General features: G+C 64.7%; 13 protein-coding genes. 1 reads left to right on the forward strand and 12 read right to left on the reverse strand.

Annotation, left to right across the window (positions count from 1 at the left end):
• Positions 1–11: 11 nt before the first annotated feature.
• Both PC358_RS07305 and PC358_RS07310 read right to left on the reverse strand, forming a co-directional pair.
• Complete coding sequence (locus PC358_RS07305) at positions 12–1,877, reverse strand: DUF1302 domain-containing protein (protein ID WP_033698541.1); 1,866 nt, start codon at positions 1,875–1,877, stop codon at positions 12–14.
• A 47-nt stretch (positions 1,878–1,924) separates the two neighbouring features.
• Complete coding sequence (locus tag PC358_RS07310; RefSeq protein WP_033698542.1) at positions 1,925–2,491, reverse strand: RBBP9/YdeN family alpha/beta hydrolase; 567 nt, start codon at positions 2,489–2,491, stop codon at positions 1,925–1,927.
• A 260-nt stretch (positions 2,492–2,751) separates the two neighbouring features.
• Here PC358_RS07310 and PC358_RS07315 point away from each other — a divergent pair, with 260 nt between their 5' ends.
• On the forward strand, positions 2,752–3,807 hold the full coding sequence (locus PC358_RS07315; protein ID WP_033698543.1) for an AraC family transcriptional regulator: 1,056 nt from the start codon (positions 2,752–2,754) through the stop codon (positions 3,805–3,807).
• A gap of 462 nt (positions 3,808–4,269) precedes the next feature.
• Here the strand turns inward: PC358_RS07315 and PC358_RS07320 are convergent, their stop codons facing one another.
• From PC358_RS07320 to PC358_RS07365, 10 genes are all read right to left on the reverse strand, one after another.
• Positions 4,270–4,596 (reverse strand): Rieske (2Fe-2S) protein, encoded by a 327-nt coding sequence (locus tag PC358_RS07320; protein ID WP_033698544.1) that lies wholly within the window; start codon positions 4,594–4,596, stop codon positions 4,270–4,272.
• Positions 4,593–5,261, reverse strand: coding sequence for a DsbA family oxidoreductase (locus PC358_RS07325; protein WP_033698547.1), 669 nt, complete (start codon positions 5,259–5,261; stop codon positions 4,593–4,595). The genes PC358_RS07320 and PC358_RS07325 overlap by 4 nt, the downstream gene beginning before the upstream one ends.
• Positions 5,258–6,592, reverse strand: coding sequence for an MFS transporter (locus PC358_RS07330; RefSeq protein WP_033698549.1), 1,335 nt, complete (start codon positions 6,590–6,592; stop codon positions 5,258–5,260). The genes PC358_RS07325 and PC358_RS07330 overlap by 4 nt, the downstream gene beginning before the upstream one ends.
• Positions 6,593–6,749: 157 nt before the next feature.
• Positions 6,750–7,802 carry a beta-keto acid cleavage family enzyme gene (locus tag PC358_RS07335; protein ID WP_033698550.1) on the reverse strand — a complete coding sequence of 351 codons (1,053 nt, stop codon included), beginning with the start codon at positions 7,800–7,802 and terminating at the stop codon, positions 6,750–6,752.
• 29 nt (positions 7,803–7,831) lie between these two features.
• Positions 7,832–8,680 carry a TauD/TfdA dioxygenase family protein gene (locus PC358_RS07340; protein ID WP_033698551.1) on the reverse strand — a complete coding sequence of 283 codons (849 nt, stop codon included), beginning with the start codon at positions 8,678–8,680 and terminating at the stop codon, positions 7,832–7,834.
• Positions 8,681–8,692: 12 nt separating this feature from the next.
• Positions 8,693–9,673: a quinone oxidoreductase family protein gene (locus PC358_RS07345; protein WP_033698552.1), complete on the reverse strand. Its 981-nt coding sequence runs from the start codon at positions 9,671–9,673 to the stop codon at positions 8,693–8,695.
• 181 nt (positions 9,674–9,854) lie between these two features.
• On the reverse strand, positions 9,855–11,057 hold the full coding sequence (locus tag PC358_RS07350; RefSeq protein ID WP_033698553.1) for an acyl-CoA dehydrogenase family protein: 1,203 nt from the start codon (positions 11,055–11,057) through the stop codon (positions 9,855–9,857).
• Between the two features lie 21 nt (positions 11,058–11,078).
• A complete protein-coding gene (locus PC358_RS07355; protein ID WP_033698555.1) occupies positions 11,079–11,789 on the reverse strand; it encodes a histidine phosphatase family protein in 711 nt (236 codons plus the stop codon).
• Positions 11,782–12,147 (reverse strand): DUF6285 domain-containing protein, encoded by a 366-nt coding sequence (locus PC358_RS07360; protein ID WP_033698556.1) that lies wholly within the window; start codon positions 12,145–12,147, stop codon positions 11,782–11,784. Before PC358_RS07360 ends, PC358_RS07355 begins: the two co-directional genes overlap by 8 nt.
• Entirely contained in the window at positions 12,144–13,193 is a 1,050-nt protein-coding gene (locus PC358_RS07365; RefSeq protein WP_033698557.1) for a phosphotransferase family protein, read from the reverse strand. Before PC358_RS07365 ends, PC358_RS07360 begins: the two co-directional genes overlap by 4 nt.
• Between the last annotated feature and the right edge of the window lie 264 nt (positions 13,194–13,457).

The raw sequence follows: 13,457 nt of genomic DNA on the forward strand, positions 1-13,457 counted from the left end.
GTAGTGGCGTTTCAGAAGGTGGTCTTGAACGATGCGGTGACCATGCCGCGGTCCTTCAACAACGGCGCCAGGCCTGCCTGCGAGGTAATCTGGCCGGGGATGCACTGGTAGCGCCCGTTGGTGCCTGGGGTGTTGTTGTCGGTACCGGTTTCGCAGGTATCGAACTTGCCGAAGGAGTCGACATACTTCAGGTCGAACTTGTACTTCTGGTAGACATCGGCGGCGATGCCCACCGAGTAGCTGCCCGAATCCTCGTTGCCGCCCAGTTGCACGGCAGAGTTGCCCTTGAGGCCGACGTTGTAGGACAGCGGCATGGAGATATCGACCCCAGGCAGCGCCTGGAACCAGGTCGGCGTGAAGTTGACCGCCAGGGTGTAGGCGTTGGTGGTGACCTTGTCGACACCCTCGTAGCTGGAATCACCCTTGAAGGTCTGCTCACCCTTGTCGACGCTGACCAGGTGGGTCATGGCGCCCTCCACCGCCAGCGACGAGGCGTCCCACAGTGGCGTGGCACCGAACGTGACCAGGCCGTTGAGCACCACATGCAAGGTCTTGCCGCGGGCCAGGCCGGTCTCGCCGTTGCCCGGCACCTCGCCGATCAGGTTGGTGCCGCCCGCCGTGCCCACCAAGGCCTGGTACAGCGGCCCGTTGATGGTGGTGAAGTTGCTGATCAGCGGCATGTTCTCGCGGTAGTTGACGTCCAGCCCGACACTCACCGGCCCGACGTTCTTCGCCAGGCTGATGCCGTAGATATCGATGTCGTCGGCGTAGGCCGCCATATAGCTGGTACCGTCCAGGCTGCCGGTGTGCAGGTTGGGCGCATTGATCAGCACGGCCGGGGTCGGGTCGGAAGTGTTGCGGTAGTAGAAGCCCAGGGTGCCGTCGAGCCATTCCGGGCTCCACTTGGCCATCAGGCCGAAGTCGCCCGCGTTGCGTGGCCGGATGTCATGCCCGCGGGGTGCACCGTAGAACGCACCGGCCCCGCCAACGGCATTGGGCACCGGCAGCCAGAAGATATCGCCACCCTCGCCGAGCATGTCGTAGGCGCCCATGTAGGTACCGCCTTCGGGCAGGCGCGAGTTGTCGAACTCGAGGAAGTACTGCGCCGCCACCGTCAGCTCGGGGTTGACCGTGAAGCTCAACGACAGCTGCTTGCGCGGCAGGAACAGCTCTTTGGTTTCGGTGCCCGGCACGTTGTACAGCTTGGCCAGGTCCAGTGCCGACTGGCCATAGTTGATGCCGTTGGCGGCGTTGAACAATGTCTCGCCCCAGTACACTGAGTGCCAGCCAAGCTTGCCACTCAACATCGACTCGTCGCCGATCTCGGTGTTGTAGAAGACGAAGGCATCGAGAAACTCGCCGGACGGCCCATTGTAGTAACGGTCGCTGTAACGGCTCAGGCCATGATGACGCGCCGGGCCGCCGGCCAACACGGTGCCCGCCGGCAAGCCTGCGGCCGGGCGCGCCAGCACCAGGTTGCCGGCATTGCCCTGCTGGCCGGGGAACGGGTTGCTGTTCGAGCCGACGTCGTCATAAGCATGGTCGTACCAGCTGGCGGCGCTGACGCGCATGCCCATGCTGCCCTGATAGACGATATCCAGCTCGGTGAGCAGGTCCAGGCGCTGGGTAACCGCGCTACCCACACTGAAATTCTTGTCGCCGTCATTGAGATTGGAGGTGCGGGCGACCTTGGCGTTTTCGCCTTCGACCCGCTGGCCATAGCTCAGCTTGGCGGTGTTGTCGAAGCGCACGCTCCAGTCGGGGTCGGCGATGTCCAGCTGAAATGCCTGGGCAGCGGGTGCACCGGCGATCAGCAGCAGCGTGGCCATGAGGTTAAAGCGGGGAAGGCAGAAGAGAACGTTCTTATTGTTGTTCATGCGATGTCTCTGCTTGGGTGAGTCTCTGCTTGGGTGATAGATGCGCCCTAGTAATCGAGTTGCCGGATCAGGGCCTCGGCGTGGGGCCATGGGCCGTAGCCCGAGGCAGGGTTGAGGTGGCCGACGGCACCGAGCTCGACCAGCTCGCTGCCCCACTGCGCGGCCATGCCGGCCACTGCGGCGGGGCTGGCCAGGTGGTCATTGCTGCTTGCCGCCAGCAGGCTTGGGAAAGGCAGCGGGCCGCCCGGCAGCGGCGCCCAGCCGTGGGCGCGCAGGCTGTCAGGGCTGGGGTAGCCTTGCGGCCAGTCGCTTTGCAGGTCAGGGGGGGCGGCGAGCAAGGCGCCCTTGATCGGGCGCTGATAACGTGCGGCCCAGTGCACCACCATCAGCACACCGGCACTGTGCGCGACCAGGATCACCGGGCCATCGATTGCGGCCAGTTCACGCTCGATCGCCTCGACCCGCGCCGTGCAACTGAGCGTGTCGGTTGTCAGCGGCAGCACGGCACGCACCTTGGCCAGGCGAGCCTGCAACAGGGTTTGCCAATGTTCTGCCACATGGTCGCGCAGACCGGGAACGATCAGCACGGTAGCGGCGGTTTGCAGTTTTTCCATGTCAGGGCCCTTTGCTCTGGATCACTCGGTCGATTGCCGACTGCTTGAGGGCCAGAGTAAAGCGTCGTTCCGGCACACGCTTTACATTGCGCGTCAGCCATTTTTCAGTTGATGACACAGTTGGCATGGCGGCCCGCACGCCCTTGGTGAGTGGGACCAGCGGTCTGAAAATGGCTTTGCATCCGATGACACAAACGCTATAAGTGACTACCCGCCAGCGCAGCGGGACGCCCATCAAGAACACGTGGAAAACAACAAATATGACCGTGCTCGCCCGTGCTGCTTCGCTGACCAATTACCTGGAAGTCTCCCGCCATCTGGGCCTCAATGGCCATGGGCTGCTGGCCCAGGCTGGCCTCAGCGCTTCATTGCTCGAAGCCCCCGACCAGCGCATTCCAGTCGCTGCTGCCATCAACGTGCTCGAAGAGTCGGCGCGCCTGAGCGGCTGCGAAGCCTTCGGCCTGCGCATGGCCGAACTGCGCCAGTTGTCGGATTTTGGTGAAGTCAGCCTGCTGATCAGCCACCAGCATTCGCTGCGCGATGCGCTGCAGGTGATCGTGCAATATCGCCATGTGCTCAACAATGCCCTGGCGATTCACGTCGAAGAAACCGGCAAGACGGTGATCATTCGCCAGGAAGTCATCACCGAGCAGCCCATGCACAGCCGCCAGGCCATCGAGCTGGCCATTGGTGTCATGCACCGCTTCTGCTCGGCGTTGCTGGGCGCGCACTGGCACCCGGTCAGCGCCAATTTCACTCACGCTGCCCCCGCCGACCTGGCCATCCACCGCCGCATCTTCGGCTGCAAGCTGGAGTTCAACAGCGACTTCAATGGCATCGTCTGTTCCGCCGCCGACCTGGACACGACCAACCCACAGGCCAACGAAGCCATGGCGCGGCTGGCCCAACGCTACGTGTGTGCCCTGCAGGATGACGGCAACCCTTCGCTGGTGCACGAGGTGCGCAAATCGATCTTTCTGCTGATGCCGATGGGCCGCGCCACCATCGAGCACATCGCCCAGACCCAGGGCATGAACGTGCGCACCTTGCAGCGCCGCCTGGAAGAGGATGGCGCCACCTTCAGCGAGCTGGTCAACAGCGTGCGTCGCGACCTGGTGCTGCGCTACCTGGAAAGCCCCGGCTATTCACTGGGGCGTATCGCCGACATGCTTGGCTATTCCATGCACAGTTCATTCACCCGCTGGTTCATCAACCAGTTCGGCCAGCCACCGGCCACCTGGCGTGTGCAGCATGACCTGCACACGCCGCACAAACGCGCCCGCAGCGCCGCGCAAGGGCCTGTCACCACGCGTTGAGCGCCTGGTGTAGTGGGAGTTGTGGATGCCTGGAGATTGTATTTGGGGCCACCAGGTGCCTGGCTTGGCATTTTCAGCCCTTATCAGATCCAGCGCCGCCCGCGCGGCGCATCGCGACGCAAGGCCGCTCCTACATCTGTTTCGGGCCAATTATTCCTGAGGCATTTGCGCGCGGCCCCTTGGTGCCCGCCTCAATGTTGCGTCGAACAAACAAGGCGGTCGCGCGCTTTTGTCACAGGCATAACTGGCCCGAAACAGATGTAGGAGCGGCCTTGCGTCGCGATGCGCCGCGCGGGCGGCGCTCGATCTCCGCCCCACCTCCAAAGCGAAGACAGGCACCTAGCCGCCATCATCCTATCTCCCGACAAGCACCTACCAGCCCCACTTCCCCAACATTCCGTGAAGAAACCTAAAAAGCCGAGGGCATCCTGGCCTCCATCGCCTGGGCAAGCGCCAGGCTGTTCATGACAGGGTCTCCTGGCAGGCCATCACGATGAACACCCGGTCACCCTCCACCTCCACGGGGTAGCTGGCCACCTTGAGCGCCGTGGAATTGAGCAGGTAGCCGCTGGCCAGGTCAAAGCGCAGGCCATGGGCCCGGCACTGGATCACACCACCGTCCAGCTGGCCGGCGCACAGCGACGACCCTTGGTGCGGGCAGTTGTCGTCAATGGCCAGCAAACGCCCGGCGATATTGAACAGCGCCAGGCTTTTGCCTGCATGCTCGAACAACGCGCGCCCGCCGACCGTGGGCACGCGCTGGGCCGGCACCTCGATACGCTGCGTCATGCGCCGGCCCCCGCTGCTGCCGAACGCGACAGCGCCAGTTGCATGGCGTCGAGCAACGCCTCTGGCGGCTGCGCACCGAACACGGGCAGATGATCGTCGAACACGAAACACGGCACACCCCGGCTGGCGATGTTCGCGCTGGCACTGGCAAACGGCCGGCCATCGCCGCGCAGGCTGCCGGCCAGCGCGGCAGGCGCAAAACCGCACTGCTCGGCAATACGCAACAGCGTGGCGCGGTCGCCCAGGTCTTCGCCCAGCCGGAAATACGCTGCAAACAGCCGCTCCAGCAGCGCTTCGAGCTGCTGCTCGCTGCCCAGGTCGGCAGCATGCAACAGCAAGCGATGGGCGTCTGCAGTGTTGGGCATGCGCGCAATGCGGCTGAAATCGAGCTGTTCACCTACCGCACTGGCGGCCTCCTGTACCTGGGCCTGGCGTTGGCGCACCGCCTCGTCACTGCCCAGGCGGCGCCGGTAGAACGCGGCGAACGGCTGGCCGGCCACAGGCAGGTCGGGCAACAACTGCACGCCCTGCCAAGCCAGGTTGATCACGACCTCTGGCCGCGCTTCGCGCAATTGCGCCAACGCACGCTGCAATTGCCGCTTGCCGATCAGGCACCACGGGCAGATGAAATCGACGTACACATCAATCGACAATGAAGGGTTCACGTTCGGGCCTCCAGTACAGGCTCGACAGGCGCTGGCATGCTTTCGCCCAGGTCCAGGCGCGCCATGTCACGGTGGTAGTGGCGCTTGGCGTAGAAGAACACCGCCGCGGCGGCGATGCTGATCAACGGCACCAGTTCAAAGGCGGCCTGCAAGCCGATCAGGTCGGACACCTTGCCGGTGATCAACGGGCCGGTGGCCAGGCCGAGCAAGTTGTTGCTCAAGGTCAGGGTGGCGAAGGCAGTGCCATGCACCGTGTAGTGGGTCAGGTTGGCGACCATGGCGCTGGACGGGCCATTGGTGCCGGCGGCTATCATCATGCCCAGGCAGATGAGCACCAGTTGCGGCATGCCCGCCGGCAAGGCGAAGGCCACCGACAGCAGCACGCAACTGCCCAGGCAATAGGCGATGGCCAGGCTGATCTTGCGATCAGGGCGGTTGCGCCCCATGCGGTCGCACAGCATGCCGCACAGCACGATGCCCACCCCACTGCACAGCACGATGAGCGCCGCCACCGCGCCGGCCTGGTCGGTGCTCATGGCGTAGTAACGGTTCAGGTAACTGGGGAACCAGACGATCACCGTGCCGCCGACGAACAGCTGCAAGCCGCTGCCCACGTAGGCGCTGATGACCGAACGGCTGGAATACAGCGTGCGCAACGGCCGCAATGCCTTCAGCGCAGCCTTGTCGGCGGCATCGGCCAGGCCCCTCGGGGCAATGCGCGCCTCACGCACGATCAACGGGTAGAGCACCGCCAGGGCCAGGCCAAAGAACGCCATGCCGGCAAACGCCCAGCGCCAGCCCAGGTGCTGGGCCATCACGCCGCCCAACGCCATGCCCAGCACCGAGCCGAACATGCCACCGGCCATGAACGAGCCGGCCAGGGTGGCGCGCATCTCGCGCGGGAACACCGCCACCACCACGGCGATGCCGACGCTGCCGTAAGCGGCCTCGCCGACGCCGACCAGAAAGCGCGCGATGAACATCTGCTGGTAGTTCTCGGCGACAGCGCAGCCCAGCGTGGCCAGGCTCCACATCACCGCCATGAAGGTCAGGCTCTTGATCCGGCCGATGCGGTCGGCGAGCAAGGACAGCGGAAAGGTCAGCAGGCCGACCATCAAGGCGACGATGCCACTGAGCAGGCCGAGCTGGCTGTCGCTGAGCTGCCACTCCTGCTTCAGCAGGGGGAACACGGCATTCAGCACTTGCCGCGACATGTAGTCGGAGATCAACAAACCGAAGGTCAGGGCAAAGACGATCCAGGCGTAGCGCCGGGGGATGCCCAGTGATGTATCAGCGCCGGGTTCTGACGCACTGGCGTGGTAGGTGGCCATGCTGCCTCCTCGGGTATCTGGCTTGGGTTGTTTTTGTTGTTATGGGTAACAGCCGATCAGGTACTACTGGAAGAACAACAGCGCTCTATGGGCCCTGCAAAAACATGTGGGAGCAACTGCCTTGCTCAAGCGGCTCCCACAAGCCCCTGCTCATTCATCACGCGCGCTGTGGCACGCCCTTCTGCCCTGGCCGGCGGTTCGGCGCCATGCCGTTGGCCAGCAAGGTCTGCTCGACGGTCGCGTACTGCTCGCCGATGCGGTAGATGGCGCGCGCTTCCTTGCCGCTGGCCACCTCACGCCCCAGTTCGTGCGCCACGCGCACGGTCTGCTGAATCTGCTGCACCGAGGTGAACGGCTTGCCGTGCTGGTCGATGATGGTGTCTTCGATGCCACAGCGCGGGTGCAAGCCCATGGCCAGAGCCATGGTGTTGAACGGCAGCACGTTCTTGAGCAACGACTCCGCAGTCAGGGTGCAACCGTCCGGCGCCCGGTGCACGAAATTGAAGAAGTTGAACGGGTTGGGGCCGTCGAAGCCGCCACCAATGCCGATCCAGGTCAGGTTCAGCGGGCCTTTGTAAACCCCCTTGCGCACCAGGCGCTCGAGGGTTTCCAGGGCATGCATGCCAGTCAGTTGGAAGTGCGGCTGGATGTGGCTCGCCTGCAGGCGGCGCAGGTGCTCTTCGACCCAGGCCGGCCCCGCAGGCACGGTCATTTCACTGTAGGCGGCCTGGATCCCGGGGCTGGCCAGCGATGTGCCTTCCAGGTACTCCGGGTACAGCAGCTCCATGATGTTCATCTGGGTGGTGTTGATCGCCACCGTCACCTGGTCCGGCTTGGGGGTCAGCTCGGCCAGCATGTGCCGGGTGTCGTCGCTCAGCCACTTGGCCGCTTCGCCTTCGCCTTCGGGCGCAAAGGAAATCGAGCCACCCACCTGGATGATCATGTCCGGTACCGCTTCGCGGACCCCGGCGATCAGTTCGTTGAACTTGGACAGGCGCTTGGAGCCGGTGCCATCGAGTTCGCGCACGTGCAGGTGGAGCACCGTGGCGCCCGCTTCATAGCAGTCGACTGCCTTTTGCACCTGCTCATCCATGGTGACCGGGATGTCCTGCGGGAAATCATCCGGCATCCACTCGGGGCCATAGGGCGCCACGGTGATGACTACCTTTTCCATGTTTTCCGGGTGCAGCGAGTCGTCGAAGAATTGCATGTCTGATCCTCAGTCTTGTTCTTGTCTGTTCAGAAGGTGCTGTCGCCCATGATCCCGGCACGCTCCATCTTGCGATGGCAGGCCGGGTAGTCCATGACGGCGTAATGCTGGGTGCTACGGTTGTCCCAGATGGCGATGCTGTTGGGTGTCCAGCGCCAGCGCACCTGATACTCGGGGATATACACTTGGCTCACCAGGTAGCGCAGCAGGTCGGCGGCACCGGGGTTGGCGTCCTGGCCGAAACGCACGCGTTCGGGGGTGTGGTAATTGCTGAAATGGGTGGCGAAGGCATTGACGAACAGCACCTTCTCGCCGGTTTCCGGGTGGGTGCGCACCACCGGGTGCTCGGCGTCGGGGTAACGCGCCTTGAGCGCAAGGCGCTTGTCCAGCGGCATGGCCGCACCAAAGCTGGCCTCGATGCTGTGCCGGGCGCGCAGCCCTTCGACCCTGGCCTTGATCTCGGCCGGCAGGTTGTCGTAGGCCAGCACCATGTTCGCCCACATGGTGTCGCCGCCTACCGGTGGGCATTCGACGCAGCGCAGCACGCAGCCCATCGGCGGCGCTTCGCGCCAGGTGGCGTCGGTGTGCCAGGCATTCTCATAGCGGTCGGCCGGCTGGTCGGGGCGCTTGTAGATCTGCACCAGGCCGGGGTGCTCCGGGTCGCTGCCGGCGACCGGGTGGTCTTCCAGCTCGCCGAAGCGGCGAGCAAAGGCCACATGCTCAGCGCGGCTGATGGCCTGGTCACGCAAGAACAGCACCCGGTGCCTGAGCAGTTGGGCGCGGATCTCGGCGAACAGGCCGTCATCATGAATGGCATCGGCCAGCCTGACGCCCACCAGTTCGGCACCGATGGCGCAGGTCAGTTGTTCGACTTGCATGGCAGTGCCCCCTCAGATGACGAAGATCGACGAACCCGTGGTCTTGCGTGACTCCAGGTCACGGTGGGCCTGCACCGCATCCTGCAGGGCGTAGTGCTGGTTGATCTCGATGCGGATGCGGCCACTGCTGACATGGTCGAACAGCTCGCTGGCCAGGCGGGCTTTTTCCGCCGGCTCGGCGATATAGTCGGCCAGGGCCGGCCGGGTCATGAACAGCGACCCCTTGATCGCCAGGATCTGCGGGTCGAACGGTTCGATGGGGCCGGACGCAGTGCCCACGCAGACCATCAGGCCGCGGCGCTTGAGCGAGTCCAGCGAGCCCATGAAGGTGTTGCGGCCGACGCTGTCGAAGACCACGTTGACGCCCACGCCGTCGGTCAGCTCACGCACGCGGCTGGCCACATCCTCGTGGCTGTAGTTGATGGTGTGGTCGCAACCATGGGCGCGTGCCACCTGGGCCTTGGCGTCGGTGGACACCGTGCCGATCACGGTCAGGCCCAGCAGTTTGGCCCACTGCGAAACGATCAGGCCGACGCCGCCCGCCGCAGCGTGCAGCAGGATGCTGTCACCCGGCTTGAAGTCGTACAGGCGGCGCATCAGGTACGACGCCGTCAGGCCGCGCATGGTCATGGCGGCGGCGGTCTCGAAGGATAGGGTTTCCGGCAGTTTGATCAGTGCTGCTGCGGGGATCAGGCGTTCGGTGCTGTAGGCGCCGAGGGTGTTGATAAAGCCGGTGTAGGTCACCCGGTCGCCAACGGCCACATGGCTGACGCCCTCGCCCACCGACTGCACCACACCCGACGCTTCCACGCCCATGCCATTGGCCAGCGGGATCGGGTAGGTGCCGTTGCGAAAATAAGTGTCGGCGTAGTTAAGGCCAACCGCCACGTGGCGCAGGCGCACCTGCCCAGGGCCCGGCTCGCCGACTTCGACGTCTTCGTAGCGCAGGACCTCAGGCCCTCCGGTTTCGTAGAAACGTACCGCTTTGGCCATGCCAATCTCCTTTCTTGTCGTTCTTGTTAACCGATAAACCGCGTGTTGAAGGGCAATTTAGGCCGTTGCGCCAAGCGGCGCTTATCATCGGACGACAACGGTTTTTCAGTTGATGACAGCGCGCATGGCACAAGCGCTCAGAGCGCTGAAAGGCCACCATCGACGGCGATGGCCTGGCCGGTCATGTAGCTGTTTTCGCGGGCACACATTGCCCGCCCCCCGTGGCGGCACGGGCGAGGATCTTCTTCGCCAGGCTCATCCGGTGCACTTCGTTGGGGCCGTCATAGATACGGAAGCTACGGGCATCACGGAAGATCCGCTCGACAATCGATTCGCCCGTGACGCCCTGCCCGCCCAGCACCTGCACGCAGCGGTCGATCACCCGCCAGATGGCCTCGGAGCTGAGCACCTTGGCCATGCTCGACTCGAAATTGCCACGCTCGCCCTGGTCCAGTACCCAGGCGCAATGCCAGATAGCCAGGCGCGTGGTATGCAGGTCGATTTCGTTGTCGGCGAGCATGAAGCCCACACCCTGATGCTCGCCCAGCGGCTTGCCGAACGACATTCGCCGGTTGGCATAGTGGCAGGCCTCGTCATGGGCGCGGCGGGCCTGGCCCAACCAGCGCATGCAGTGGGTCAGGCGGGCCGGCGCCAGGCGCACCTGGGCGTAACGGAAACCTTTGCCCACCTCGCCCAGCACATCGCTGGCCGGCACCCGCAGGTTGTCGAAGCGCAACACCGCATGGCCGCCGGCAAAGCAGCTGTCCAGCGAGCCCATCATGCGTTCCAGGATAAACCCCGGGCGGTCGGTGTCGGTCAGGAACATGGACGCGCTACCGTCCTCCATGCGCGCCATGATGATCGCCAGCTGCGCGCCTTCGGCACCGGTGATGAACCACTTCTGGCCATTGATGACGTAGTCGTCACCGTCACGCACGGCCTGGGTGGTCAGCATCGAGGGATCGGAGCCGGCACCTGGGCTCGGCTCGGTCATGGCGAAGCACGAGCGGATGTGGCCCTGCACCAGTGGCCGCAGCCAGCGGTCTTTCTGCGCCGCCGTGGCCACGTGTTCCAACAGGTGGATATTGCCTTCGTCGGGCGCGTGGATGTTCAGGGCGACGGGCCCCAGTGGCGAATAGCCCGCCTCTTCGAAAATGATCGCCTTCTCGATATGGCTCAAACCCAGGCCGCCCATTTCACGCGAGGCATGCGGGGTCAGCAGGCCGTGTTCACGGGCCCTGTCGAGCAGCGTCTGGCGCAGCTCAGGCGATGGACCATGGGCTGTCTGGCGGGGGTCATGCTCCATCGGCAGTACCGATTCGGCAATGAAGTGCCGGACTTTGGCTTGCAGGGCGAGCTGTTCGGCTGGGAGGGCAAAATGCATGGTGGGGTTCCTTGTAGAGGCTCAGGCGTGCAGGCGACGCGGGTCGATGGCGGCATGCAACTGCTCCATGACGGTCTTGTCGATCGATGCCTTGCCGGGGTCGTAGGGGGTGTAGTTGAAGGTGCGTATGCACGCGTGGGTTACCTGCGCGCCCGCCATGTCGATATCGACGATGTTCAGGCAGGCAGGGTCTTGTTCGAAGGCGGCAAGCCCGCCCAGCCCGGCTCCGCTGGCCCAGGCCAGCAGGATGCGGTTGACGGCGTCGTGGCTGACCAGCAGCAGCGATGCCCAGCCGGGCTCAGCCAGCAATTGCTGGAAACTGTCTAATACCCGTTGCTGGAACGCCGCCCAGGGTTCACCGCGCAGAAAGGCAGCGCCGTGGTGGTCGGCCATTTGGTAGGCCTGGGCCACTTCGCGGTACAGGCAATCCAGGGGGATTTCCCGCAGGCGGCCGGCCCGCACTTCGCGCAAGGCGGCGCGCTGTTCCACCTCCAGGGCGCGGTGGCCCAGCAGTTGGTCGAGGGTCTGGCGGGTGCGCGGGTAGTCCGAACACACCGCACGGTCGAACCGAGTGTGCGCCAGCACACGGCCCAACGCCTGGGCCTGGGCCACGCCTTGCGCCGACAACGGTACAGTGCGCGGGTCGAGTGGGCGGCCGTCGGCGTCGAAGTAATCGACATGGCCATGCCGAACCAGATAGCAGCGGCGACGCTGTACGGGCAATTCAGTCATGGGCCAGCACCTTGGGGTTGCTGATGCTCAACTGCGCCCGGTTGATTGCCCGCAGTGCCTCCAGCAAGCGCGTAGCGTGCTGATCGTAGGCCCCTTGGCGAATGTTCCGCGCTAGCCACTCGCGGGCCTGCTCAAGCTCGGTCACTGCCTGGCCGCCCCGTGCCAGCAAGGCCTCCAGGGCCTGGCGCTCGACCTCGGTACAGTCCGCTGCCTGCGCCAGTTCGCGGCTGGCGATCAGCATGGCGCTGGCGACCATTCGCCCTTCGTAGTGCAACCCTTGCGGCAACGCCGGCAGCAAGTGCGTGAGCAGGGCTTCGCGCGCCGTCACAAGCAGGTCATGGGCATCGGGCTGGTTCATGCGTGGCCTCCACGGGTGAGCAAGATGATTTCCTGTCCCAGTTCACTGACCATCCGCCCGGTCAACGCCAGCTCCAGCGAACGTTGCTGGCCCGACACGTGGCGTTGCGCCTGCTGCAGGGCGATCACTGCCCAACGCAGGTGGGCCATGACTTGCCAAAAGCGCAGCGCCTGGCGGTCCAGTTCCAGCGCCGACACGCTGCGGTATCCGGCGAGCAGGTCATCCAGGCGGCCGACGCCGCCGGCCTCCAGGTCCGGCCGGCCGAACCGCCAGCAACGTGCGGTGAACCAGCCCAGGTCTTCACGCGGGTCACCCCAGCCGGCGAACTCCCAATCCAGCACGCCGGTCAACGCGCCGGCCTCGACCAGGTAGTTGCCGGTGCGGTAGTCGCGGTGGATCAGGCACGCGGGCAAGGGCGCAGGCTTGTTCAGCTCGCACCAGCGCAAGCCCCACTCCAGTGTCGGATGGCTACCTGGCAAGGCATCCAGAAAGCTACGGTACTGATCGACGCTGGCCTGCACCGCGTCAGGCGCTGCAGCGGGCAGAAACGCCAGCGCCGGTTGCGGCGGACGCAACTGATGCAGGCGCGCGAGGTTGGCACCCAACTGCCGGCATAGCGCCGAGTTGCCCTCAGGCGCGGCGTGGTCGTGGGTGAGGCGGTGGCCGCTGGCATTGCCGTCGAGGGCCTGCATGATGAAGAAGCTGCGGCCGATCACCTGCACGTCCTGGCACAGCCAGAGTGGCTTGGGCACCTTGACGCCGGCCTGGTGAACGGCGCTGAGCACCGCGAACTCTTGCGCGCGGCTCAGGCTGGCAGCCACAGCGGACACCGCGTCAGTGCGCAGGACCCAACGCTGGGGCTTGCCGGCGACATCGGCTTCGAGTAGCCAGTTTTCCTGGATGGCACCGCCTGACAATCGCTCACTGCGGGTGATGTGCACTGGCGGGGTGTCGAATTGCTGAGTCAGGTAGGTAGACAGTGGCTCATGGGCGCTGGCGATGTCGAGGCGAGCGCTGGGTTGCGGCGCGTGGTGACGGGTTGGCATAGGCGGTCCAGTTGGCTGTTCGTAGGTGAACAGGGCAATAGCAAGATGACTGCCAGGTTTTTTGATATTTAGTTAAGTCTTGTTTATCAATGGGTTGGGTATGGTTTTGCGGGGTGTTCTGGGCAGGTTTGAACGGGGCGGTTTCATTTTTGAAACGGTTGTTCAGGGGTGCACGCTCGACACGACATCTTCAGCGCCTATGAAATCGAGCGCCGCCCGCGCGGCGCATCGCGACGCAAGGCCGCTCCTACATCTGTTTCGGGC

It is taken from the genome of Pseudomonas capeferrum (genome assembly GCF_000731675.1).
Classification (GTDB): Bacteria; Pseudomonadota; Gammaproteobacteria; order Pseudomonadales; family Pseudomonadaceae; genus Aquipseudomonas; species Aquipseudomonas capeferrum.

Bases quoted from the DNA above. Each gene is read 5' to 3' on its own strand.
- PC358_RS07350 (WP_033698553.1), bottom strand. From the start codon at position 11,057: ATGCATTTTGCCCTCCCAGCCGAACAGCTCGCCCTGCAAGCCAAAGTC.
- PC358_RS07305 (WP_033698541.1), bottom strand. From the start codon at position 1,877: ATGAACAACAATAAGAACGTTCTCTTCTGCCTTCCCCGCTTTAACCTC.
- PC358_RS07360 (WP_033698556.1), bottom strand. From the start codon at position 12,147: ATGAACCAGCCCGATGCCCATGACCTGCTTGTGACGGCGCGCGAAGCC.
- PC358_RS07320 (WP_033698544.1), bottom strand. From the start codon at position 4,596: ATGACGCAGCGTATCGAGGTGCCGGCCCAGCGCGTGCCCACGGTCGGC.
- PC358_RS07365 (WP_033698557.1), bottom strand. From the start codon at position 13,193: ATGCCAACCCGTCACCACGCGCCGCAACCCAGCGCTCGCCTCGACATC.
- PC358_RS07330 (WP_033698549.1), bottom strand. From the start codon at position 6,592: ATGGCCACCTACCACGCCAGTGCGTCAGAACCCGGCGCTGATACATCA.
- PC358_RS07340 (WP_033698551.1), bottom strand. From the start codon at position 8,680: ATGCAAGTCGAACAACTGACCTGCGCCATCGGTGCCGAACTGGTGGGC.
- PC358_RS07315 (WP_033698543.1), top strand. From the start codon at position 2,752: ATGACCGTGCTCGCCCGTGCTGCTTCGCTGACCAATTACCTGGAAGTC.
- PC358_RS07335 (WP_033698550.1), bottom strand. From the start codon at position 7,802: ATGCAATTCTTCGACGACTCGCTGCACCCGGAAAACATGGAAAAGGTA.
- PC358_RS07310 (WP_033698542.1), bottom strand. From the start codon at position 2,491: ATGGAAAAACTGCAAACCGCCGCTACCGTGCTGATCGTTCCCGGTCTG.
- PC358_RS07355 (WP_033698555.1), bottom strand. From the start codon at position 11,789: ATGACTGAATTGCCCGTACAGCGTCGCCGCTGCTATCTGGTTCGGCAT.
- PC358_RS07345 (WP_033698552.1), bottom strand. From the start codon at position 9,673: ATGGCCAAAGCGGTACGTTTCTACGAAACCGGAGGGCCTGAGGTCCTG.